Below are 21,902 nucleotides of genomic sequence, written 5' to 3' on the forward strand. Positions count from 1 at the left end.
CTGGCGATCTCCTTAGATCAAACTCAGCTCAACGGCAACAAATTTCGAAAAAAGATATTATTACGAAATATTAGAGTGACCGATCCGAGATCACTGTGTTTCGCAGCGTCCCAATGCCCTGGATCTCGATCTCGACCTCGTCGCCGGGGAACAGGAATTCAGGCGGATTGCGGCTGGCGCCGAAGCCCGATGGCGTGCCTGAAACGATAACGTCGCCAGGGTCGAGCGGAGCAAAGGTCGAGATGTAGGAGATGAGCCAGGGGATATCGAAGATCATCCGGTCGATCGCAATCGACTGCCTGGTTATGCCGTTGACCCGGCTCTCCAGAAGGAGCCGCGCCGGATCCGGGATCTCGCGCGTGCAGACCATCCAAGGGCCGAACGCTCCGCTATGGTAGAAGTTCTTTCCGGGCGTGAACTGGCTCGAGTGCTTCTGCCAGTCGCGCACGCTCCCCTCGTTGAAGCATGCATAGCCGGCGACGTACGCCATCGCTTCGCCGCGCGCGATCTTGTGTGCGCGGCGGCCGATGATCACCGCCAACTCACCCTCGAAATCCAGCTTGTCGGAAACCGCCGGCTTCAGGATCGCGCCTCCATGGCCGGTCTGTGCTTGCGCGTGGCGCATGAACAGCAGCGGGAACTGCGGCGCCGGCTTGTCATCCTCGTGGAAGTTAGTGGCGACGCAGAAGATCTTGCCTGGGTTGGGAATTGGCGGCAGCAGGCTGACTTCAGCCAGCGGCAAGGCTTCGAGATCGCGTTCATCGGGCGTGAGGTCGGGAAACCGGCTCTCGAGATAGGCTGTGAGATCCGGCGGCGCGCCGGGAACGGAATCCAGCCGCAGGATGATTCTACCGTCGACCATTCCGTAGCCGGCACCGTTGCGTTCAACGAAAGAAGCGAATTTCAAAGGCTCACCCATTTACGACGTACCTTGAAAGCAGGTACTTACGACCTCGGAGTAGACCGGATTTTCGAAAATAGGCAAGCCATCGTAAGAAGGGCAAAGCGACCGATCTCAAGCCGAAATGGCGCCTGATCACTGCTTGGCGCGGCGCTGACCCTCGGTCATCACCACAAAGTTACGAAAAATGATTGATATTTCGAAAAAACTATGCGACCACCGATCTGGCCTCGGGAGGAGGCCCATGTGCGCGCCGAAAAGCTCGGCCTGCACTGGTTTGAGCGAACGGGAGGTATCGACGTGACAGCAATTCCGCAGACGATGAAGGCCGCGCGCATGCACGAGATCGGCGGCCAGCTGAGGATCGAGGAAGTGCCGGTCCCGAAGCTTGGGTCGATGGACGTGCTCGTTCGCGTCAGATCGTGTGGCATCGTGCCGAACCTCGCCAACATCCTGGCGATGTGGCCGACCTGGTTTCCCCACATGCCGCAGCCGCCGCTGCCAGCGATCTTCGGCCTCGACCCGACCGGCGAGATCGCGGCAGTCGGCAGCCAGGTCCACAGTCTGAAGCCCGGCGATCGGGTCTACGTCAATCCGGGGCGCTCCTGCGGCTCTTGCCGTCATTGCCGGCGCGGCGACACAATCTCTTGCCGCCACTACGCCTTCCAGGGCTATTTCGGCTTCAGCCATGAAGCGCTTCAGACATTCGAGGACTACCCGGTCGGCGGCATTTCCGAGTACATGGCCGCGCCGGCATCGGCGATCGTGGCGCTGCCCGACAACATGACCTTCGATCAGGCGGCACGGCTCGGCTACATGGGCACCGGCTATTCCGCTCTGAAGAAGGCGCAGGTCGGCCCCGGCGACACGATCCTTGTCAATGGCATCTCCGGCACGCTCGGCATATCGATCGCGGTGTTCGGTCCGTCGTTCGGGGTCAAGAAGATTCTCGGCACCGGTCGCGACAGGAAGCTGCTGAAGGAGATCGAAGCGCTGGCGCCCGGCATCATCGAGACACATTCGCTGGACGACGGATCGCCCGACGAATGGGCCCGTTCCAGGACGGAGCATGGCGAGGGGGTCGACGCCTTCATCGACTGCAACGGTCCCGGCACGCCGCAAGAGCCTTTCCTGGCGGGCCTGAGGGCGCTGCGCCGCGGCGGTATCGCCGTCGACATCGGCGCCGTGATGGGCGCGGTTCCCATCGACGTGCACATGATGATGGACCGGAACCAGCGTCTCATCGGTTCGGCATGGCTGACGACTGCCGAGGGTCAGGAAATGGCCGACCTCGTCGGGATCGGCAAGGTCAGCTTCGATCTCCTGGAAACCCAGGCGACGCCCATGAGCAAGGTCAATGAGGCCATTTCGGGCATCGCCCAGCGCCATGGCGGGTTCTCGAATTTTGTGATCCATCCGTAATTGCATACGTGTGGGTATGCTGATACCGGATGGTATCCATGTTATCTGGGAGGACCAAGACATGAACATTCGCCGCGTCGTCACCGGAAAGAACGCCGCAGGAAAATCCGTATTCATCAGCGACGGCTCCTCGCCGCGCGAGATGGCGCTGCAGCACACGCCCGGTTTCGTTTCGTCCCCGCAGTGGAAGATCGATGGGACGCCGGATCTGGCCAGACGGGACAGCGCCGATCCGATGGCGAGCGAGAGCACGATGCTCGCTTCGGTCGGGGGCTCGGTGTTCTGGATGATCACCTTTCCCCCGGACAGCGTGATGATGTCGCCCGACTGGAAGCCCGAGCTTGCGGGTCCGGAGCACCTGAAGGCCGCGCCCGGCATCGCCGAGCGCTTCGAGATGGACAATCCCGGCATGCACCAGACCCCGACGGTGGACTATGTGACCGTCGTCAAGGGCCGGCTTGTCCTCGAGCTCGACGACGGCAAGACTGTCGAGCTGAAGCAGGGCGATACGGTCGTGCAGCAGGGCGCGCGGCATGCCTGGCGCAATCCCTTCGCCGAGCCGGTGACGGTCTCGGTCGTCATGCTCGGCGCGACCCCCGCCTAGCCGGGGCCACCCCCGGGCGCGCCCCGCCCGTCCGGCGCGGTCTGCCGCCCCAGACTTGCTGTCTGCCGGGCAGGCGGTTGCCTTATCTTGCCCTGTGCGAGTCTCCGTCGCCGAGATTTTTCTCGGCGACCTCAGCCAGGATCTGACGGGCCCAGCGGTGCAGGCCGGAATGGTGCGTGCGCTCGGTCCAGTAGATGTCGACCTGGATGAAGACATCCATCGGGAACGGGCGCAAAGCGAGCCTGTCCGAAAGCCGACGCGCTAGCCGATAAGGAATCGTCGCCACCAGTTCCGAGCCTGGAATCAGCCGCTCCAATATGTCGTGGCTCGACACGGTGACTTCAGGCTGGATCTCGATGCCCGTTGCGCGCAACGCGGCGAAGTAGAGAGCCTCCCAGCGCCCATTATGCGTGACGGCGACATGGCGCGCGGCACAGTAGCGGTCGAGCGTCGGCGCTCCCTGCGCCAGAGGGTGCGCCGGGTCCATGACGCAGGCGTAGTGATCGGTGAACAGCTTCCTGCGGTAGTAGATGTCGCCGAGGATGGCGACCGGCCCAAGCACGATGTCACAGGTGTTCTGCTTCAACTGCTGCTTGCCGTCGACAGCGGATTCGAAGATGTGGATCGTCGCTTTCGGCGCCTCGGTCTGCGCCCGGCGCACGAAATCAGGGATGACAAACATGCGCTCATGGTGGTTGCAGGAGACGGTCACGCTTCCCACGGCCGTGGCCGGGTCAAAACCCGAAGGCGAAGACAGCGCCGCCATCTGTTCGAGGATGCCGCGCGCATGCTGGGCGAGTTCTTCGCCCTTGTCGGTTGCCACGATCGCGTTGCCCTGGCGCACGAACAGCGGATCGTTGAAAGCCTTTCGCAGCCTCTTAATGGCGTAGCTTATGGTGGATTGGTTGACGCCGAGAAGTTGCGAGGCGTCGGAAAACGAGGCGCGGTCCTGGACGGCAACAAGCGTCTGCAGCGCGGCGAGGTCTATGCTGGCAAGGTCGTTGGACAGCACGGCCATTTTCCTCCATGCAAATTTTCGATGACCTCTATTTAACCCATCGCATTGCTGAATACACGTCGATTTCGTACCTCGTCTCCCGACAGGGAGGAAATCATGAGCGAAGCCGTGAAAGTGGTCGACGACGTTGCGTTCGAAGACCTGCTTGCCAATCCGTATCCGGTCTTCAAGCGCGTCCGCGACCTCGGGCCGGTCGTGAAGGTCGAGGCGGCCAACATCATGATGGTCACGCGCTTCGACGACATCATGGCCATCGAACGCGACCCCGAGACGTTTTCCTCCGTCAATCCGCAGTCGCTGCTGAACACGGTGATCGGGCCGAATTTGATGCGCAAGGACGGCGACGACCATGCCCGTGAAAGGGCGGCGATAGATCCGAGCCTGCGGCCCGGCGTCGTCAAGCGGTGCTGGGCCGATCCCATGCGCGTCATTTGCGACGACGTCATCGCGCAGATCGAGCACAAGGGCGAGGCGGAACTTTTCGAGGACCTCGCCGCGCCGATCGCGGCGCGTGCGCTGGCCGACATACTGGGTTTCGACGGCGTCGACTGGCGCACGATGGCATTGTGGTCGCAGTCGCTGATCGACGGTTCCGGCAACTACTCGCACAACCCAGAGATCGCGCGTAAGGCGAAGAAGGCAGCCAGCGGCGTCGAGAGCGCCGTCGACAGGATGCTTCCCCATCATCGGGACATTCCAAATCCTTCGATGCTGTCTTCGATGCTCCAGGCCGATCCTCCTCAGACGGTCGAGCAGATCTACGCCAACATCAAGGTCGCGATCGGGGGCGGGCTGAACGAGACCCGCGACTCGATCCTTACGCTGATCCTTGGCCTGCTGCAGAACCCGGACCAGCTCGCGCGCATTCGCGCCGAGCCTTTGCTCTGGGGGCAGGCCTTCGAGGAAGCGGTGCGCTGGATCTCGCCGATCGGCATGTATCCGCGCCGCCTGACCCGTGACGTCGAGATCTCGGGGATGCTGGTCCGCAAGGGCGAGCAGGTCGGTTTGTGCGTCGGCGCCGCCAACCACGACGATCGCCGTTTCAGCGATCCGGAGAAGTTCGACGTGTTCCGGGAAAAGAAGTCCCACCTTGCGTTCGGCGCCGGATCGCATTTCTGCGCCGGCACCTGGGTGTCGCGCGCGCTGGTGAGCCAGATCGTCGTGCCCACCGTGTTCGAGCGGCTGCGCAATCTCCGACTCAAGGATCCGGACCGCGTCCGCATCCGCGGCTGGGTGTTTCGTGGCCCCACGCACATGCCCGTCATCTGGGACGTTTGAGGGAGAGTTTCATGCCGACGATCAGGTTCCTCCTCGCAGACGGCGCGGAGCTCGCCGTCGAGGCCGAGAGCGGCCGCACCTTGATGGAAACCGCGCTTGAAAACAGCGTTCCGGGCATCATCGCCGAATGCAACGGCTCGGCGGCTTGCGCCACATGCCATGTCGTGCTTCCCGAAGACATCATGTCGGCGCTCGGACCCATCAGCGAGCATGAAAACGATATGCTGGACTTCGCCGAAGCGCCGCGCGAACCCGGAAGCCGGCTGAGCTGCCAGATCAGGGTCAGCGACGCACTGGACAACGTTTCCGTCCGCATTCCGGCCGCCTAGCCGTTTGGGCTGATCATGTCCCTTGATGCCGATCATCCCGCCGCGGCCATACCCGGCAACGAAAGCAGCATCCTGATCGTCGGCGCCGGGCAGGCCGGCCTATTCACGGCCGAAAAGCTGCGGGCGAACGGCTTCGCGGGATCGCTCACCTTGATCGGGGACGAGCCCGATGCTCCCTACCAGCGTCCTCCGCTGTCGAAGGCCTATCTTCTCGGCGAACTCGAGCGGGACCGGTTGAAGCTGAAAGCGGAGGACTGGTACGCGAAGAACCGGATCGCGTTGCGACTGGGAACGCGCGTCGCATCCATCGATCGCGCCCGGCAGTGTGTATGTCTGGCCGATGGCACCATGCTTGCCTACGACCGTCTCGTGCTCGCAACCGGAGCGACCGCCCGAAAGCTTCCGCAGGCGATCTCGCGCGGCCTGGCTGGCATCTTCACGATCCGCACACTCGCCGATATCGATGCGTTGCGGCCGGCGCTCGAAACGAACGGCAAGCTCCTTGTCGTCGGCGGTGGGTACATCGGGCTCGAGATCGCCGCCGTCGCGCGTGGGCTCGGCATGACAGTAGATGTCGTGGAAGCCTCCGATCGCCCGCTCGCACGGGTGGCTTCGGCGGAAACGGCGAGGGCTGTGGAAGACCTTCACCGGTCCAGGGGCGTGACGTTCCATCTCGGCAAGGCAGTGAGCGAGTTGCTCGGCGCTGATCGCGTTACTGGCGCCAGGCTCGGCGACGGCACGATCATTGCCGCCGACGTCGTCGTGGCGGGAATCGGCGGCATGCCGCAGACGACGTTGGCCGCAGAGGCGGGTTTCGCTATCGACAACGGTATCGCTGCCGACGCGTACGGGCGCACGGGCGATCCGTTCATCTGGGCTGCTGGTGACTGCGCCAACTTCTCCTTGCCGGGAGGAGGGCTGCGGATGGAGAGCGTCGGCAACGCGATCGACAGCGCCGACCTGGTCGCTCGCAACATCATGGGCGCGCGCCAGCCCTACAAGCCGAAGCCGTGGTTCTGGTCGGATCAGTTCGATCTCAAGCTGCAGATCGCCGGCCTGTCCAGGCCGGGCGATACGGTGGTTGTCCGGCAGGGAGCGGGATCGGGACGGTCGCACTGGTACTACCGCGAGGGGCAGTTCGTCGCCGTCGATGGGCTGAACGCGCCGCGCGACTATCTGATTGGAAAGCGCCTCCTTGCCGTGTCGGCCAGCCCCGACCCCGCTCAGGTCGCGGATCCGGTGCTGGCGCTCGAAGCTCTGGCGAGCTCGAAATGAGGGCTGCGCCCGATCGAGCGCTCGCGTTTCGTCTCTTCTTGAGACGGACAAAGCAGGCAAGCAGAGCGTACCAGCTGGTTCTTTTTGCATTGACATCCTGCATCGTATCTGAATACTATATGGTATCTTAATGGCATGAAGCGGAAGCGCTCCGCTAGGCGGGCATAACGGTCATCCGGTGCCTTTGCCTCGGGTGGATAAGGAATGTCGTTACTCGTGCAAAATAACGAAAATACAAGATATTACGAAATTAACTGGATCATCAGAGGAAAATGGCCTAAGCAATTTCGCTAGGGAGGACCGGGGCGATCAACTCGTTCTCGCGAGCCGCGAGGCAAGGGAGCGCCCACTGCAACCAGAACTGGGAGGAATCGATGTTGCGACGCAGTTTCAATGTACTCATGCTTTCGGCGGCATTGGCGGTTGGCACGTTCGGCGCCGCCATGGCGCAGGACCCGGTCAGGATCGGCGTCAGCGCTTCCAAGACAGGGCCGCTCGCGGGCGGCGCGTCAGGTGTGCTTTGGCCGAACATCAAGCTGTGGGTCGAGAAAGTGAACAAGGCCGGCGGCCTCAAGGTCGGCGATCAGATGCGGCCGATCGAGATCGTCGAATATGATGACAAGTCAACGCCGGAAGAGGCTGTCAAGAACATCCAGCGTCTCGCCACCCAGGACAAGGTCGACCTGATCATTCCGCCCTATTCGACGGGTCTCAATCTCGCGACCGCCCCGCTGATCGCGAAATATGGCTACCCGCAGATCGTCTCCACCGGCAATGCCAACGATCTCGAGCAGTTCGTCAAGCGTTGGCCGAACACGTTCTGGCTGCTCGGCAAGGCGCAGGGCATCGCCGACGGCATCGTCGGCACGCTCAAGGATTTGCACGACGCTGGCAAGATCGGCAACCGGGTCGCGGTGGTCAACGTCTCCGATGCCTTCGGCCTCGAGATGATCAAGACCGGCAAGCCCGCGCTCAAGCAGGCCGGTTTCGATATCGTCTACGAAAGCTCCTATCCGCTCGGCAATCAGGACCTCGCTCCGGTGATAGCAAGCGCCAAGGCGGCGAATCCCGACGCCTTCATCGCCTACTCCTACCCGCCGGACAGCTTCGCTCTCACCGAGCAGGCGCAGTTGCAGAAGTTCGACGTCAAGGCGTTCTTCGTCAGTGTTGGCGGCAATCTCAACGCCTACGGAAAGCGCTTTGGCGCCGCTGCCAACGGGGTCCTGATCATGGGCGGCGTCAATGCCAGCGATCCCGTCTTCCAGGCCTATCGCAAGGAGCACCTCGAGGTGACGGGCCAGGAAGCCGATTGGTGGGCGAGCCCGGTAGCCTATGCCAGCCTGGAGATCCTGCAGCAGGCCGTCGAGCACGTCGGCAGCCTGGACAAGAAAGCGCTCAACAAGGAAATCCAGTCGGGCACCTTCAAGACCGTCATCGGCGATGTCCACTTCGAGAACAACATCAACAACAACAACTGGACGGTGGCCCAGTGGAACGACGGCGTCGTGCATGGCGTCAGGGCGACCGGCAACCTCCAGGGCGCGCAACAGCCGGTGCTCAAGCCCGCCTGGCCCAGCAACTGATCCGATCCTCCCGGCGGCTTGGCGTCCTCGTGACACCGGGCTAGTGACTGCGAGAGTACAATGCTCATCCTGCTGACAGGCCTGCTCCTTGGGGGCACCTATACGCTCATCGCGCTCGGGCTGACGCTCCAGTACGGCGTGGCGCGGATAATGAACCTCGCCAATGGCGAGACGCTCGTTGCCGCGTGCTTCGTCACCTTCTGGCTGTATACGGGCTTCGGGATCAATCCGCTGCTGGGCCTGCTGGTGATCGGCCCCGTCGCCTTCGTCGTCAACTGGCTGATCTACACCTGGCTGATGCAGCCACTGGTGAAGCGGGCCAGGAATCGCGGCATGCTCGAGGTCGATTCCATCCTGGCGACCTTCGGGCTGCTGTTCCTGTTCCAGGGGCTGATGCTGCAGGCATTCGGCGGGTCCTACTTCAACTACGAGTTCCTCGCCCAGCCCTTCTCGATCATGGGAAACTCGTTCGGTCTGAACCGTGTCGTGGCCTTTGTCGCCGCCGCCGTGATCGCGGTGGCTCTCTACACCTTCCTCTACCACACCGACCGCGGCACGGCCGTTCGCGCCGTCGCCGTCGATCCGCGCGCCGCAATGCTCGTGGCGATCGATGTGCGCAAGACCGCGGCATTCGCCTTTGCGCTCGGAGGAGCGATCACGGCCTGCGCCGGCACGCTGCTGTCTACCTTCTACACGTTCAACACCTCGATGGGCGTGATCTTCACCATGAAGGCGCTGATCATCGTCATCATGGGCGGCGTCGGTGACGTTCGCGGTGCGGTTCTCGCCGCTCTCGTCCTGGGCGTGACCGAGACGCTGGTCGCCAGCCTGCTGGACCCCGGACTGACGCTGGCGGCCAACTACGCCCTCTTCATCGTCGTTCTGCTGTTCCGGCCGCAGGGCATCTTCGGAAAGCGGCCGGCATGATGAACATCCCGCGCAAAGAACTCCTGGCTCTTGGTGCCGGCCTTGCCGGCGTGGCCGTGCTGGCCTTCCTGCCCTTGGTGACCGAGGGATTCTGGCTGTCGCTCAGCGTGAACATCATGCTCTATGCCGCCATATGTACGGCCTGGGCGCTCTTTTCCGGGCCGACGCATCTTGTCTCGCTGGCGAGCGCCGCCTTCTTCGGAGTCGGAACCTACTCGGTCGCGATCTTCATCGACGTCCTGCCTTTCCCGGCGCTTATCCTCATCGCGGTCGTCGCCGGCGCCTTGCTGGCCACACTGGTCGGATTGGCGACCCTCAGGCTCTCGGGGGTCTATTTCGTGATCTTCACCCTCGGCCTTGCCGAACTCCTCGGCCAGATCGTGACCTGGGTGCAGACCAATTTCGGCGGCACGATCGGGCTCTACGTCTTTACCGATTTCACCGAGACGCATCTCTATTGGATGCTGCTCGCGCTGACGGTGGTCGTGTTCGTCACCGGATGGCTCATCAACAGGTCGAGGCTGGGTCTCGCCTTGCGCATCATCGGCAATGACGAAGCCGTGGCGCGCCATGTCGGCGTCGACACCGCTCGGACCAGGGTCATCCTGTTCGCTGTCTCGGGGGCCTTCATTGCCGTAGCCGGCGCGATCATGGCGCCTCGCTACGGCTACATCACGCCGGATGCAGCGTTTAACCCGATGACGTCCTTCCTCGTGGTCATCATGGCGCTGCTCGGTGGCACCCGCCGCCTTTGGGGTCCCCTGGTCGGCGTCGTTCCTTTCACCGTGGTGATGGACTTTATCTCTGGCCACTTCCCGAACCAGACGGCGGTGATCATGGGACTCGCATTTCTGGCGATCGTCTATGTGCTTCCCGACGGCGTCACGGGCCAGCTGGAAACCCTGTTCCGTCGCCGCCGCTCCATCGACAAAAGCCTGCTGGCAGCGTCCGCCGAGGAGGGCAGATGAGCGTTCCTCTCCTGACCATCAATCGGGTACGCAAAGCCTTCGGCGGCCTTGTCGCCGTCAACGACGTGAGCTTCGAAGTCGCCAAGGGCGAACTGTTGGGACTGATTGGTCCGAACGGCTCTGGCAAGACCACGATGCTCAATCTTATATCGGGCGCGCTATCCCCGACATCGGGCAATATCCTGCTGTCCGGTCAGAACATCGCTGGACGCCCGGCCCACAAGCTCGCCCGCATCGGGGTCGCCCGAACCTTCCAGCTGGTGCGCGTCCTGCCGTCGATGAGCGCGCTGGAGAACGTCATCGCCGGCGCCGTCTTCGGGCACAACAGGCTTTGGGGTGCCGAAGCGCTGGCGCTAGCCCGCGTTCTGCTGGAGCGGGTCGGGTTGAAAGGCCGCGAGGAGGTTCCCGTCGCGGCCATGACCTATATCGACCAGAAGAGGATCGAGCTCGCCCGTGCCCTTGCGGGAAACCCGCATGTTCTGCTGCTCGACGAATGGCTCGCCGGCCTCAACCCCAGTGAGTTGAGGGTCGGCATAGAACTCATCCGCGAGATCAGCGAACAGGGTCGGACGATCATCATGGTCGAGCACGTGATGGATGCCATCCGTTCGCTTTGTTCACGCTGCGTGGTCATGAATTCAGGCACGAAGATCGCCGATGGCAGGTCGGCCGATGTCCTGGCCGATCCGGATGTCGTCCGCGCCTATCTGGGAGACGACCATGCTTGAGGTGTCCAATCTCGGCGTCCGCTACGGTCGGCACGTCGCGCTCGACGGTGTTTCCGCACATGTTTCCAAGGGCGAGATCTGCGTTATCCTGGGCGCCAACGGCGCTGGAAAGTCCAGCTTCCTCGGCGCCGTCGCAGGGCTTGTCGGCACGGAGCCCGGCACTAGCATCGTCATGAACGGCAAGGATGTCACGAAACTCGACGCCCATCTGATGGTGGAGGAGGGGATCGCGCTGGTTCCGGAAGGTCGAGGCATCTTTGGCGAACTCACCGTGGCGGAGAATCTGCGGCTTGGAAGCCATGCTAGGCGCGCGAAAGCCGATGCGGGCAAGATGCTTGATTTCGTCTACGGCCTGTTCCCCCGGCTTGCCGAACGCCCTCGCCAGCTGGCGCAGACCATGTCCGGTGGCGAACAGCAGATGGTGGCGATCGGCAGGGCGCTGATGTCCAAGCCGGACATCCTGATGCTGGACGAGCCCTCCCTCGGTCTGTCGCCGCTGCTGTCCAAGGAGCTGTTCAAGTCACTGGCCATCATCGCCGCCGAAGGTTTCGGCATCCTGCTGGTCGAGCAGAACGCGCGGCTGAGCCTGAGGACCGCCGATCGCGGCTACCTGATCGAAACGGGAAGGATCGTCGGAGAGGACACGGCGCCAAACCTGCTCAAAGATCCAAAGGTCATGAGCGCTTACCTCGGCGACGCCGCGGCGGCAGCGCATTAGCGCACTGCCGCACGCCAACACATCTGGCCCATAAATGAGGATGCTCCATGCGCTTGCTTGAAACCGAGATCGTCATCGACGCGCCGCCGCAGATCGTGTGGGCCGTGCTGGATGACATCGAGCGCTACCCCGAATGGAATCCGGCCTTGCCGGCGCTACGCGGGCGCACGACCGTCGGTCAACGGGTCGTCGGGACGCTGCGCCAGCCCCAATGTTCCCGAGCGCGAGGTCACGCCGACCATCACCCGCATCGTGGGCGCGCGGGAACTGCGCTGGCTGAGCCAGGCGCCTGGCGGTGTGTTCAGCGCGGAACACATTTTCATCCTGGAGCCGACCGGGAATGGTGGCACGCGGGTGCGCCACAACGAGATCTTCGACGGTCCGATGGCGGACGAGCGCTGGCCCAGCATCGATACCAATCTGCGAACCGCCTATCACGACTTGAACCGCGCGCTGAAGGCGCGGACGGAGGCGTTACGCAGCGAGACGGTCAAGCTACACCCGGCCGTCGTGCGGGATATATCCACTTCGCCGCTCGGCGCGTTCACTGCGCGCTGCAAATGTGCCAGCGAGCCGGTGGAGATCGCGGTGGATCAGGCCGTGGCACACAGTCATCTGTGCGGCTGTTCGAAATGCTGGAAGCCCGCCGGTGCCGCCTTCGCGCAGATCGCGGTCGTGCCGGCGGGCTGCGTCGAGGTGAAGGCGCATGGCGAAAAGCTCGAGGCCGTGGACGCCACGCAGAAGATCGAACGCCACCGCTGCAGGTCCTGCGGGACGCATATGGTTGGCAAGGTGTCCGACCCGGATCACCATTTCTACGGCCTTGAATTCGTGCATCCCGAACTGGCGACGGATGAGCACCAGCCAAAGATTGAGTTCGCGGCCTTTGTGTCTTCGCTCGTCGAGACCGGGATGCCGGCGACCGCGATGGTCGCCGTGCGCAATGCGCTGGGCGAGGCCGGGGTTCCAGCCAACGACGCATTCTCACCTGAACTGATGGACATCATCGCCTAGCACAAGGTGAAGCTCGCGAAAGCGGCCGGCTAGCGACCATCCGTGGCACGAGCCGTGAAGAACCGCCCTGTCGACGGTAGGCCGGTGACGATTAGAATTGGAGAAAACGTATGAAAACCCGCGCCGCTGTCGCTGTTGCCGCCGGAAAGCCGCTGGAGATCCTGGAGGTCGACCTCGATGGTCCGCGCGAGGGCGAGGTGCTGGTCGAGATCAAGGCGACCGGCATTTGCCACACCGACGAATTCACGCTGTCGGGCGCCGACCCTGAAGGCCTGTTTCCGGCGATTCTCGGCCATGAAGGCGCCGGTGTCGTCGTCGACGTCGGCAAGGGCGTCACCTCGGTCAAGAAGGGTGACCATGTCATCCCGCTCTACACGCCGGAATGCCGGCAGTGCCCGTCCTGCCTGTCCAGAAAGACCAATCTGTGCACCGCCATCCGCGCCACGCAGGGGCAAGGGCTGATGCCGGACCCCGAGATCGCGCTGGCCAAGGTCAATCCCGACGCCCCCTTCGACAAGATTTGCTACATCGGCTGTGGCGTCACCACCGGCATCCGTGCGGTCATCAACACGGCCAAGGTCGAGCAGGGCGCTAATGCGGTGGTCTTCGGTCTCGGCGGCATCGGCCTGAATGTCATCCAGGGCCTGAAGCTCGCTGGCGCCGACATGATCATCGGCGTCGACCAGAACAACGACAAGAAGCCCTGGGGTGAGAAATTCGGCATGACGCATTTCGTCAATCCGAAGGAGATCGACGGCGACGTCGTCCCTCATCTGGTCAACATGACCAAGCGCGGCGCCGACCAGATCGGCGGCGCCGACTACACGTTCGACTGCACCGGCAGCACCAAGGTGATGTGCCAGGCGCTGGAAGCCTCGCATCGCGGCTGGGGCAAGTCGGTCGTCATCGGCGTCGCCGGCGCCGGCCAGGAGATTTCGACCAGGCCGTTCCAGCTGGTCACCGGTCGGACCTGGATGGGCACCGCCTTCGGCGGCGCGCGCGGCCGCACCGATGTGCCGAAGATCGTCGACTGGTACATGGACGGCAAGATCCAGATCGACCCGATGATCACCCACACGCTGAAGCTGGAGGACATCAACAAGGGTTTTGACCTGATGCATGAGGGCAAGAGCATCAGGAGCGTGGTGGTTTACTGACCGTCTTGCGCGATACGCCCGCGTTGAAGGCCCTGTGTTCTTAAAATGCTGGTGTCGCCCCGACATCGGGCAACCTGATCCACCAGGGTTGCCGCGGCTGCGGCCGATGCCGTAGATGGCTATCATTGGCGCTTGAAATTGGTGGAGAAGGACTACATGCCGAAACCCATGAAGACCATCTCCCAGGCAAAATCCCATGGCGGGGTGCAGGGCGTCTATTCGCACCTGTCGACGAGTTGCTCTTGCGACATGACGTTTGCCGTTTTCGTGCCGCTACAGGCCCGGGAAACGCCTTGCCCGGTGGTGTGGTATTTGTCGGGACTGACCTGCACGCATCAAAATGTCATGGACAAAGGCGAATACAGGCGCATGGCCGCCGAACTTGGCCTGATCGTCGTCTGTCCTGACACCAGTCCGCGCGGCGCCGACATTCCTGACGACAAGGACAATTGGCAGTTTGGCTGCGGCGCCGGTTTCTATCTGGATGCGACGCAAGTCCCCTATGCGAAGAACTACCGCATGTATTCCTACGTCGTCGAGGAACTGCCCGCCCTGATCGCGGCGAATTTTCCAGCGGACATGTCGCGCCAAGCCATAACCGGCCATTCAATGGGCGGACACGGCGCACTGACGATTGCGTTGAAAAATCCGCAGCGGTTCAGGAGCTGCTCGGCCTTCGCGCCGATCGTGCAGCCAAGCACAGCCGGCTGGTCGAAGCCAGCCTTCGAAAAATACCTCGGCATGGATGAGGCCTCGTGGCGATCCTATGACGCTACTTCGCTTATCGAGGACGGGCACCGCTTTCAGGAAGTTCTCGTCGACCAGGGGACATCGGACGGGTTCCTGAATGACGGGCTAAGGCCCTGGCTCCTGGAGGCGGCCTGCACCAAGGCCGGCATTCCGCTGAAACTGCGCATGCAGGATGGGTACGATCACTCGTATTTCTTCATTTCGACCTTCATGGACGATCATCTGCGCTGGCACGCTGAGAGGCTGTCGTCCCATGGCTAAGGCTCGGGACGTTCCAATTCTTCACTGGCCATAAGAGATCCAGCACGCTCAGAGCGGCAGGTTTGATTATTTCGAAAATCCGCAGTAATCTCCGCGATAATTCAATGCGGAGTCGTATGCATGGGCAACACCCTCAAGCCCGCCGGGGAGACACGCGCCGGGGATGTGTTGGCGCGCATGCGGAGCGATATCATTAGTTGCGCCTTGAAGCCGGGGACAAAGCTGCGCTTCGAGACACTCAGGGAGTTGTATGAAGTAAGCTTTTCTACCCTGCGCGAGGCCCTCTCGCGGCTGGTGGCCGAAGGTCTGGTCGTGGCGGAGGGGCAGCGTGGTTTCCTGGTCGCGCCGGTCTCGCTCTTCGATCTCAACGATCTGACGGATGTCCGCGTGCTCGTCGAACGGCAGTGCATCAAGCTGGCGATCGATCGTGGCGACGATCGCTGGGAGGCGGACATCATGGCCGCCTTCCACCGGATGGACCGGCTGCAAAGCCGGCTTGGGGCGAGCTACTATCTCTCCGACGAATGGGCCACGTTGCACAGTGCTTTCCACCTTTCGCTGGTCGCGGCATGCGGCTCGCCCAATCTGCTCGAGATCCGGCAGAAGCTCTTCGAGCGCGCCCACCGCTACCGCAGGATGTCCTCGCAGTTTCGCCCGCAATGGCGCGCAAAGGACGTCGAGCACAAGATGATCATGGATCGGGTGATCGCCCGCGACACCGCCACGGCGCAGGATCTGGTCGACCGACATATCCGCGAGACGACCGAGAACGTCATTGCTCATGCAAGCCATCTTTTCGCGCAAGGTGGGGCCGGCGATGCTTTCAGGCGTCCGGATCCCGTGGCCGCAGAGTAGGCCACGGCAAGTTTCACTTGGCGCAATCCGATAGGATCCGCGTCTTGCCATTGCGCGCACTCAGATGTGTCCGGCAGGCTTGTCGCCCGCTGGACTGTCCACCGTGAGTTACTAACGGGCACGCCCTTCAACCTGGATGACGAGGCTCACCTCGTCGCCGATCATTCCGAGCGCCGCCTTCATGCCGAAGTCGCTGCGTTTGACCAACGTCCGCGCACTGAAGCCGACGACGTGGCTCTTGTCCCAGGGGTTCTCGCCTTCCTTGTTGAAGGTGACGTCCAGCGTGACGGGCTTCGTGACGCCTGCGATCGTAAGATCGCCCGTGATCGTGCCGGATTTGGCGTCGACCGCCTTGAATTCCCGCCCGACAAAGGTGATCTGCGGGAACTCGGTTGCATTGAACCAGTCGGCGCCCTGAATGTCGCTGTCGCGCTGGCTATTGTTGGTCGAGATGCCGGCAACTTTCACCGCAACCTCAAGACTGCTGTTTGCTGGCTGGGCGGCGTCGAACTCGAACGTGCCCGAGAACTCCTTGGCAGTTCCGATCACCTTCGAGAAGCCGAGATGATCGATGAAGAAAGCGATACCCGAATGCACGGGATCGATTTCGAAAGTCCCTGCCGCGGCCTTTTCGGCGGCCAGCGGCAACCAAGCGATCATGGTGGCAAGCAAGGTGGTGCGCAGTAGTTTCGACATAAGTATTCCTCCCTGTTGATAGTTTCCGACAGTTCTCTCCCGGGTCATACCGGGAAGCTTGAGCCGTACCGCGCGATCACAATCGCCAGGGATGCGCCGACTGGCAGCAGGCACATCCCGACAAAAGCGGCGAGGCGGGTGGCTTTGTTCGTGGCGCGGATCCGGCGCAAAACCGGATCAACGACAAAAGGCGCGACAAAGGCCAATGACAGCACGGCCAGTGCCAGCATGTCGGTCTTGCGCGTGATGAGCGTGACGGTCTGCGCGACCGCTATCATGCCACCTGCTCCTCCCAGGAGGGATGCGGAGCGGAATCCGAAATCCGGATTTGAGATATTGGTGGCGACAATGGCCGCTAGGGCGGCTGCGAAAAGCAGGCTGAGCTGCAAGCTCGAGGACGACGCACCCAATAGCGCGATCGGCGCGAATCCGGCGCATGCGATGCCGAGCAGGGCGGCTTGTCTTGCGCCGGATTCGTCCTCGGCCCGGTCTGTTCCACCGGAAAGGCCATGCATCACCAGCAGGCCCCATAACGCGGCCACCGCCACTTCCGGGAGCGCATCGGGCAGCCGAGCCGCTCCTATATACGCGGCGGACGCGATCGGCTGGGCAAGGACAAGTGCGCGACCCAGCCTGCCACGGCCGGCGACCTCGGCCAGGACACCGAGCGCCGTTCCAGTCACGGCGACGAAGAAGACCTTGTTGACCGCACCTACTGGCGGGAAAGACGGCACCTTGTTGTAGGCCAGCCAGTAAGTGACGAGGAAGGAGGCGGGCACCAGGAGGTCTGTCCAGACCCGACCGGCGCGAAGCCAGCGCAGCAGGCCAGCAACGACAAGCGCCAGCAAACCCGCTGCAAGCATGCCCAGGATCATCGCTTCCTGCGGCGATCGCGCCAGGCCGCTCATGTCAGCTGTTCCGCGGCGCTTCGAACTGTCGGCCGTGGATACCGGCGACACTGTTGGTGGGGCGCATGCTTCCTCCCTTCGGCTCGATGCTGCATCAGCCGGGCTCCCTCGTTCGGCGTGTTGACATACCGTATGTTTTTTAGATACTAGATGGTATCTCAAATTGTATGCGCCTGTCAATGTGCACGGCATCACGGCCGTAGAACCGAACCGCATCTCGCCAGACAGAGGCCGGTGCCTGCGCTGGAAGTTTTAAGGGAGGATATCGCCATGACTGACCAGGAACCTGCCGGCCTCGCCGATCTTCGGCTCGCGGGCGGCGCGCAGGGGTTCAACTGGCTTCCTGTCTTCGTCGCCGACGAACAGGGCCTTTTCGAAAAGCACGGCATCCGGATCGACTACAAGCGCATGGGCAGCGTCGAAAAGGCGACCGCGGCCGTTCTCGACGGCGAAGCGGATCTGGCGATTACGCCGCCGGAAGGCGCCGTTGCCGACTTCGTCAGGGGAGGAGAGCTGCGTATCGCGGCAGCCAACGCCGTGCGCTTGCCGATGTCCATTGTTGCGCGCCCGGGCATCGGCTCGCTTGCCGAACTGAGGGGCAAGAAGGTCGGCACGTCCTCGCTGACGGAGGGCACCGCGATCTACACGCAGATCATGCTGGCCGCGGCAGGGCTGCACTATCCCGGCGACTACGAGTTTGCCCTGGCCGGCATTCACACCAAGCGGTGGGAGGCGCTGCAGGCCGGCGAAATCGACTGTGCTCCGCAGCCCGCGCCGTGGAACTTCCTCGCACAGGACAAGGGCTACAACCTGCTCGGGGAAGTCAGTGCCGCGATCCCCGAGATCGTCTTCACCGCCGTCATCGGCAAGGCTTCCTGGCTCGGCGCGAACCGCGATCTCGTGACCCGCTTCCTCAAGGCGCTGATCGAAGCGCATGCGGTCACCAACGACGCGGCCAGCCAAGGCATCACCCTGCCGATCTTCCAGCGCATCACCACACCCGACAGCGAATCCCTGGCGCGACGGGGATTGGAATATATGCGCGACATGGGCATGTGGCCGTGGGGCCTTGCCGTGCCAGGCAAGGCGCTCAAGACGACGATTGACTTGATGGTCAGGGCGAACCTACTCGACGAGTCGAAGCGCGGCACGGCCGAAGGCGCGTTCGAGAAGCGCTATCTGGAAGGCGCCGCCTGATCGCCGGCGGTCATACGTGATCGAGCATTGGCTTTGCCTTGGCCCTTGTGCAACCTATGCGTTGGAGGATCGGTAGGCGATTGCAGCCGGCCGCCAATTGCCCCGTTCCTCCAGCCACTTCGCCGTGTTGCTGATGCCGCCGAACGGAAAGACGTGCAGCTGCTCGATGGCTGAACCGGGATGGGCCCGCACGTGGTTCTCGACGGGGCCAACGAAGCTCTCGGGCGAATGGATTGGTGCAGCGAAGCGTCAGAAGATGCTCTTTCATCCGTCTGGGTTCCCGCGGTCGCTTTGCACACAGCCATTTCGTCTGCGGCCTCGATGTCGAGGCCGCATTCCAAGGTGATCTGGACATGCTTGGCAGCCGGCAGCTCGATCCGAGCCGTGCCGGCATCGGTCAGCCTGTCAGTGCTTGCCGGTCTTGATGACCTTGTCGAAGTAAGGAGCCGGAGCGACCTTTGCCCTGATCTGGCGGACCTGATGCTTCTCCACCGTGTTGCGGCGCGACTCCGGCTCGCCCCAGAGAAGCGTGACCTCCGTTTCCGGTTGCGCGTGCTCGAGGTCGACAAGCCCCAGCGAGATGAAGCGGTTGGCGTTTGCCGTGAAAGACGGCCAGGTCGAGATGCCCGCAACCTTGCCCTTCCTCATGACGGCATCGACCTGGAATGTCGCATACATGGGGATCGGCATATTGAGGAACTTGGCGGGCGTCCCGTTGGCCGGGAAGATGGAGTCCCGCATCACGGCGGCCGCATCCTCGTCGTTCCACACAAGCGTCACCTTCGTGCGGCGCTGGTTGTTAGCCTTCTCGAGCAAGGTGTCTCGGCCGATGAAGTCGCGGCCAAAGTCGATCACGTTCCTGTAGCCGAGCTCGATCGGATCGACATAGTAGTCCGTGATGTCGTCCGACACGAAACTGCCGCCAAGTGAGGCGACCGACTCCAGGAAGTAGCTGTTCAGCCACTCGCGGTAGGGCTTCATGTCGTCGCCGTGATAGATGGCCGGCAACGGCATCGGCACCCAGCCGGACTCCTGCGCGGTGGTCGAGTAGGCGAGTGCGCCGATCTTGCGCAGGCCGTGCTTCTCGCTGGCCTTCTCCAGTGCCTCGCGCACCGCCTGTTGGTCGTCCCAGGCTCCGTAGATCTCGAATCCAGGTTCGCCGGCCATGCCGTGCCGCAGGGCGCGGACGGGTTTCCCGGCGATCTTGAACTCACCGATGTTGAAGAACTTGATCTCCGGCAGGCTGCCGCCCGTCACCTCACGCATCAGCGCGAGGGCGTTCGGCCCTTGGATCTGGACGCGGAATACCTCGCGGGTGCCGGAGCGGATCGAGAAATTGTCGTCCTTTTTCGCCTCCACGTCGTAGTTGCTCTTCTCCGCGTTGTAGAGCACCCAGTCGCTGGCGAAGGGAGCGCCGACGATGCGGAAGAAGTCCTCGGCTTCCCGGAAAATGATGGCGTCGGCGATGTAGTATCCGTCATGGCCCGCCAGCACGAGTTGTTTGGCGCGCAGGACCGGAAACGGGTCGAACTTGTTGACCGCGACCTCCGACAGGAAGGGAATGACCTGCGAGTCCGCGCAGGTGCAGTTCGGTCATGTGATAGGACTGCTCGAGCAGTGCGCAGCCATCCTTCCACGCACGCACTTCGTCTCGCCAGTTCGTGAACTCCGGCGGAATGACGGGAAAGCGGTACGGCCCGAGGTTGGAGCCGCGAAGCAGATTTACCGGACCTCCCGCTGCATCCAGGATGCTCTCGAGGCTCTTCGGCGTCTCATTCGTCATTGCCATGTCACTTCCTCCATTTCGTCTTCTTACATCAGATGACAGTTCGGTCTCTGACGCCGGCTTGGCGTTCCACCTAAGAGCCATTTCGCGGGCCACTTCTTGCGGGAGCGTCCTTCCAGCGCGCTCGCCTCACGTTGTGCCAGCGCACGCGCTTCGTGCGCCGAAGGTCCGATTAAGAAAGCCCGATATATCCTCCCAATGAGTGCGAATTCAGCGACCAGGATCCGTCGCGCCCAAGCCCACGTGAGGCTTTGCTGGCGGGGCAAGATACAGAGCGTGTAAATCACTCAGATGCCAAAAAGTATCCAAAAATCACAAAGGATGCCAACGCGCGATTGGTGTGTTACGGGCCAAAGGGACCATCGTTGCACGGATGTCGCCAGTTGTTCTTCAGGCGGCGCGACTGAAGCGATCAACCCTGAAATCGTCAAGCGGCGTTTCGCAACGGTCGGTCGTGATGAGTTCGGCCATGGCGTCGCCCACGCCCGGACCGAGCTGGAAGCCGTGTCCGCTGAAGCCAAAGGCGTGGAACAGGCCTGGCGTCGTCGCCGAGCGTCCCATGACCGGCAGCATGTCCCGCACATAGCCCTCGCAGCCGGACCATGTACGGATGACCGCGACCCGCGCGATTGCCGGCAGCAGCCGCGCGACGGCGCGCAATTGCAATGGAAGACGCATGAGATCGGCGACGGCGTGGCCCGGATCCAGATCCGCCGGCACCCTTTCGGCCGCGCCGCCGAAAACGATGTTGCCCCGCTCGACCTGACGCAGATAGGCGCCATGGTCCTTGTCGCGCGTCCAGATGCCCACCACCGGCAGAATCCGATGCGGCAACGGGTCGGTCACACCCATCTGCGGACCGCGGGCGTCGAGCGGGACCGCTTCGCCGAACTGTGCGGCGATGCGCGCGCCCCAGGCTCCGGCGGTGTTGAGCAAGCAGTCGGCGGCGAATGTGCCTTTTGAAGTAGCGGCAAGGAAACCGGAGCCCGTGTGGGTGATCTTCTCGACCTCAGCTCCCTCGATGATTTCCGCGCCCAGCCTGCGGGCAGCCTCGGCAAATGCCGGTGCGATCAGCCGCGGATTGCCGCTGCCATCGTGCGGCGAGAACGACGCCGCGATCGCCTCGGGACCGAGGCCGGAAAAGCGGGCACGAATCTCGCGGGGGCCGAGTTCCTCCAGGTCAAGCCCCCAAGGCCGCGCCGCTTCGGCATAGGCCCGCATGTCGGCAAGGCTATCTTCATCGAAGATCAGCCGGATATGACCGGTGGCGCGGAATTCTACGTCGCGGCCAAGCATTCTCTCGGCCTCGCCCCACAGCCTGAGCGCGCGGTGGGCCAGCGGAAGCTGGGACAGATGGCGCCCCGTGCGCCGGATGTTGCCGAAGGAGGCGACGGTTGCCCCGGTGCCGATCCGGTTGCGCTCGATCAGCGTCACACGTGCGCCGCGTCTGGCAAGGAAATAGGCCGAAGCCGTCCCCATCAGTCCGCCGCCCAGCACGATCACATCCATAGTGGCCCCTTGCAAACA

At 62.8% G+C, this 21,902-nt stretch carries 22 protein-coding genes and 1 pseudogene; 16 read left to right on the top strand and 7 right to left on the bottom strand.

From position 1 onward, the window contains the following. Positions 1-70: 70 nt before the first annotated feature. Positions 71-862, bottom strand: a complete 792-nt coding sequence (locus tag IQ26_RS12605; RefSeq protein ID WP_240547094.1) for a fumarylacetoacetate hydrolase family protein — start codon at positions 860-862, stop codon at positions 71-73. 360 nt (positions 863-1,222) lie between these two features. Between IQ26_RS12605 and IQ26_RS12610 the strand changes: the two genes are divergently transcribed. Next, positions 1,223-2,323: an alcohol dehydrogenase catalytic domain-containing protein gene (locus IQ26_RS12610; protein ID WP_145717478.1), complete on the top strand. Its 1,101-nt coding sequence runs from the start codon at positions 1,223-1,225 to the stop codon at positions 2,321-2,323. 61 nt (positions 2,324-2,384) lie between these two features. After that, positions 2,385-2,927 (top strand): cupin domain-containing protein, encoded by a 543-nt coding sequence (locus IQ26_RS12615; RefSeq protein WP_145717377.1) that lies wholly within the window; start codon positions 2,385-2,387, stop codon positions 2,925-2,927. A gap of 82 nt (positions 2,928-3,009) precedes the next feature. Here the strand turns inward: IQ26_RS12615 and IQ26_RS12620 are convergent, their stop codons facing one another. Beyond that, the gene (locus IQ26_RS12620) at positions 3,010-3,945 is read right to left on the bottom strand and encodes a LysR family transcriptional regulator (RefSeq protein ID WP_145717379.1); all 936 of its coding nucleotides are present in this window, start codon (positions 3,943-3,945) and stop codon (positions 3,010-3,012) included. A 96-nt stretch (positions 3,946-4,041) separates the two neighbouring features. Here IQ26_RS12620 and IQ26_RS12625 point away from each other — a divergent pair, with 96 nt between their 5' ends. The 13 genes and pseudogenes from IQ26_RS12625 (at position 4,042) to IQ26_RS12680 (ending at position 15,788) form a co-directional block, all read left to right on the top strand. Continuing rightward, a complete protein-coding gene (locus IQ26_RS12625; RefSeq protein ID WP_145717381.1) occupies positions 4,042-5,223 on the top strand; it encodes a cytochrome P450 in 1,182 nt (393 codons plus the stop codon). A gap of 11 nt (positions 5,224-5,234) precedes the next feature. Next, complete coding sequence (locus tag IQ26_RS12630; RefSeq protein ID WP_145717382.1) at positions 5,235-5,552, top strand: 2Fe-2S iron-sulfur cluster-binding protein; 318 nt, start codon at positions 5,235-5,237, stop codon at positions 5,550-5,552. Positions 5,553-5,567: 15 nt separating this feature from the next. Beyond that, positions 5,568-6,827, top strand: coding sequence for an NAD(P)/FAD-dependent oxidoreductase (locus IQ26_RS12635; protein ID WP_145717385.1), 1,260 nt, complete (start codon positions 5,568-5,570; stop codon positions 6,825-6,827). A gap of 374 nt (positions 6,828-7,201) precedes the next feature. After that, entirely contained in the window at positions 7,202-8,410 is a 1,209-nt protein-coding gene (locus tag IQ26_RS12640; RefSeq protein WP_145717387.1) for an amino acid ABC transporter substrate-binding protein, read from the top strand. 60 nt (positions 8,411-8,470) lie between these two features. Then, positions 8,471-9,337, top strand: a complete 867-nt coding sequence (locus IQ26_RS12645) for a branched-chain amino acid ABC transporter permease (RefSeq protein WP_145717388.1) — start codon at positions 8,471-8,473, stop codon at positions 9,335-9,337. Further along, positions 9,334-10,305: a branched-chain amino acid ABC transporter permease gene (locus IQ26_RS12650; protein WP_240547096.1), complete on the top strand. Its 972-nt coding sequence runs from the start codon at positions 9,334-9,336 to the stop codon at positions 10,303-10,305. Before IQ26_RS12645 ends, IQ26_RS12650 begins: the two co-directional genes overlap by 4 nt. Next, positions 10,302-11,033, top strand: coding sequence for an ABC transporter ATP-binding protein (locus IQ26_RS12655; protein ID WP_145717390.1), 732 nt, complete (start codon positions 10,302-10,304; stop codon positions 11,031-11,033). Before IQ26_RS12650 ends, IQ26_RS12655 begins: the two co-directional genes overlap by 4 nt. Then, positions 11,026-11,751: an ABC transporter ATP-binding protein gene (locus IQ26_RS12660; RefSeq protein WP_145717392.1), complete on the top strand. Its 726-nt coding sequence runs from the start codon at positions 11,026-11,028 to the stop codon at positions 11,749-11,751. The genes IQ26_RS12655 and IQ26_RS12660 overlap by 8 nt, the downstream gene beginning before the upstream one ends. A 47-nt stretch (positions 11,752-11,798) precedes the next feature. Next, positions 11,799-11,906: pseudogene (locus IQ26_RS41445) on the top strand (SRPBCC family protein); the annotation flags it as partial. Between the two features lie 97 nt (positions 11,907-12,003). Further along, positions 12,004-12,765, top strand: a complete 762-nt coding sequence (locus IQ26_RS12665; RefSeq protein ID WP_240547097.1) for a GFA family protein — start codon at positions 12,004-12,006, stop codon at positions 12,763-12,765. Positions 12,766-12,875: 110 nt separating this feature from the next. Beyond that, positions 12,876-13,922, top strand: a complete 1,047-nt coding sequence (locus IQ26_RS12670; RefSeq protein WP_145717394.1) for a zinc-binding dehydrogenase — start codon at positions 12,876-12,878, stop codon at positions 13,920-13,922. 156 nt (positions 13,923-14,078) lie between these two features. Continuing rightward, on the top strand, positions 14,079-14,933 hold the full coding sequence (fghA, locus tag IQ26_RS12675; RefSeq protein WP_145717396.1) for an S-formylglutathione hydrolase: 855 nt from the start codon (positions 14,079-14,081) through the stop codon (positions 14,931-14,933). A 120-nt stretch (positions 14,934-15,053) separates the two neighbouring features. Next, complete coding sequence (locus IQ26_RS12680; RefSeq protein WP_145717397.1) at positions 15,054-15,788, top strand: FCD domain-containing protein; 735 nt, start codon at positions 15,054-15,056, stop codon at positions 15,786-15,788. A gap of 111 nt (positions 15,789-15,899) precedes the next feature. On the opposite strand, the gene IQ26_RS12685 is transcribed toward IQ26_RS12680, so the two are convergent. Continuing rightward, positions 15,900-16,484, bottom strand: coding sequence for a YceI family protein (locus IQ26_RS12685; protein ID WP_208760151.1), 585 nt, complete (start codon positions 16,482-16,484; stop codon positions 15,900-15,902). A 44-nt stretch (positions 16,485-16,528) separates the two neighbouring features. Then, complete coding sequence (locus IQ26_RS12690; protein ID WP_145717399.1) at positions 16,529-17,392, bottom strand: hypothetical protein; 864 nt, start codon at positions 17,390-17,392, stop codon at positions 16,529-16,531. A gap of 270 nt (positions 17,393-17,662) precedes the next feature. Here IQ26_RS12690 and IQ26_RS12695 point away from each other — a divergent pair, with 270 nt between their 5' ends. After that, the gene (locus IQ26_RS12695; RefSeq protein WP_145717401.1) at positions 17,663-18,589 is read left to right on the top strand and encodes an ABC transporter substrate-binding protein; all 927 of its coding nucleotides are present in this window, start codon (positions 17,663-17,665) and stop codon (positions 18,587-18,589) included. A gap of 405 nt (positions 18,590-18,994) precedes the next feature. Here IQ26_RS12695 and IQ26_RS12700 read toward each other — a convergent pair whose 3' ends face one another. From IQ26_RS12700 to IQ26_RS12705, 3 genes are all read right to left on the bottom strand, one after another. Continuing rightward, a complete protein-coding gene (locus IQ26_RS12700) occupies positions 18,995-20,152 on the bottom strand; it encodes an aminomethyltransferase family protein (protein ID WP_208760154.1) in 1,158 nt (385 codons plus the stop codon). Then, positions 20,067-20,378, bottom strand: a complete 312-nt coding sequence (locus IQ26_RS39945; protein WP_208760152.1) for a hypothetical protein — start codon at positions 20,376-20,378, stop codon at positions 20,067-20,069. Before IQ26_RS39945 ends, IQ26_RS12700 begins: the two co-directional genes overlap by 86 nt. A gap of 387 nt (positions 20,379-20,765) precedes the next feature. Then, the gene (locus IQ26_RS12705) at positions 20,766-21,884 is read right to left on the bottom strand and encodes an NAD(P)/FAD-dependent oxidoreductase (protein WP_145717403.1); all 1,119 of its coding nucleotides are present in this window, start codon (positions 21,882-21,884) and stop codon (positions 20,766-20,768) included. Positions 21,885-21,902 lie beyond the last annotated feature (18 nt).

Origin of the sequence: Mesorhizobium tianshanense (assembly GCF_007830515.1) — a bacterium.
GTDB classification, from domain to species: Bacteria; Pseudomonadota; Alphaproteobacteria; order Rhizobiales; family Rhizobiaceae; genus Mesorhizobium; species Mesorhizobium tianshanense.

Excerpts from the sequence above, each read along its gene's own strand:
- IQ26_RS12690 (WP_145717399.1), bottom strand. The coding sequence starts at position 17,392 with ATGAGCGGCCTGGCGCGATCGCCGCAGGAAGCGATGATCCTGGGCATG.
- IQ26_RS12630 (WP_145717382.1), top strand. The coding sequence starts at position 5,235 with ATGCCGACGATCAGGTTCCTCCTCGCAGACGGCGCGGAGCTCGCCGTC.
- IQ26_RS12655 (WP_145717390.1), top strand. The coding sequence starts at position 10,302 with ATGAGCGTTCCTCTCCTGACCATCAATCGGGTACGCAAAGCCTTCGGC.
- IQ26_RS12610 (WP_145717478.1), top strand. The coding sequence starts at position 1,223 with ATGAAGGCCGCGCGCATGCACGAGATCGGCGGCCAGCTGAGGATCGAG.
- IQ26_RS12620 (WP_145717379.1), bottom strand. The coding sequence starts at position 3,945 with ATGGCCGTGCTGTCCAACGACCTTGCCAGCATAGACCTCGCCGCGCTG.
- IQ26_RS12670 (WP_145717394.1), top strand. The coding sequence starts at position 12,876 with ATGAAAACCCGCGCCGCTGTCGCTGTTGCCGCCGGAAAGCCGCTGGAG.
- fghA (WP_145717396.1), top strand. The coding sequence starts at position 14,079 with ATGCCGAAACCCATGAAGACCATCTCCCAGGCAAAATCCCATGGCGGG.
- IQ26_RS12625 (WP_145717381.1), top strand. The coding sequence starts at position 4,042 with ATGAGCGAAGCCGTGAAAGTGGTCGACGACGTTGCGTTCGAAGACCTG.
- IQ26_RS12695 (WP_145717401.1), top strand. The coding sequence starts at position 17,663 with ATGACTGACCAGGAACCTGCCGGCCTCGCCGATCTTCGGCTCGCGGGC.
- IQ26_RS12645 (WP_145717388.1), top strand. The coding sequence starts at position 8,471 with ATGCTCATCCTGCTGACAGGCCTGCTCCTTGGGGGCACCTATACGCTC.
- IQ26_RS12705 (WP_145717403.1), bottom strand. The coding sequence starts at position 21,884 with ATGGATGTGATCGTGCTGGGCGGCGGACTGATGGGGACGGCTTCGGCC.
- IQ26_RS39945 (WP_208760152.1), bottom strand. The coding sequence starts at position 20,378 with ATGGCAATGACGAATGAGACGCCGAAGAGCCTCGAGAGCATCCTGGAT.
- IQ26_RS12605 (WP_240547094.1), bottom strand. The coding sequence starts at position 862 with ATGGTCGACGGTAGAATCATCCTGCGGCTGGATTCCGTTCCCGGCGCG.
- IQ26_RS12615 (WP_145717377.1), top strand. The coding sequence starts at position 2,385 with ATGAACATTCGCCGCGTCGTCACCGGAAAGAACGCCGCAGGAAAATCC.
- IQ26_RS12660 (WP_145717392.1), top strand. The coding sequence starts at position 11,026 with ATGCTTGAGGTGTCCAATCTCGGCGTCCGCTACGGTCGGCACGTCGCG.
- IQ26_RS12680 (WP_145717397.1), top strand. The coding sequence starts at position 15,054 with ATGGGCAACACCCTCAAGCCCGCCGGGGAGACACGCGCCGGGGATGTG.
- IQ26_RS12650 (WP_240547096.1), top strand. The coding sequence starts at position 9,334 with ATGATGAACATCCCGCGCAAAGAACTCCTGGCTCTTGGTGCCGGCCTT.
- IQ26_RS12685 (WP_208760151.1), bottom strand. The coding sequence starts at position 16,484 with ATGTCGAAACTACTGCGCACCACCTTGCTTGCCACCATGATCGCTTGG.
- IQ26_RS12635 (WP_145717385.1), top strand. The coding sequence starts at position 5,568 with ATGTCCCTTGATGCCGATCATCCCGCCGCGGCCATACCCGGCAACGAA.
- IQ26_RS12640 (WP_145717387.1), top strand. The coding sequence starts at position 7,202 with ATGTTGCGACGCAGTTTCAATGTACTCATGCTTTCGGCGGCATTGGCG.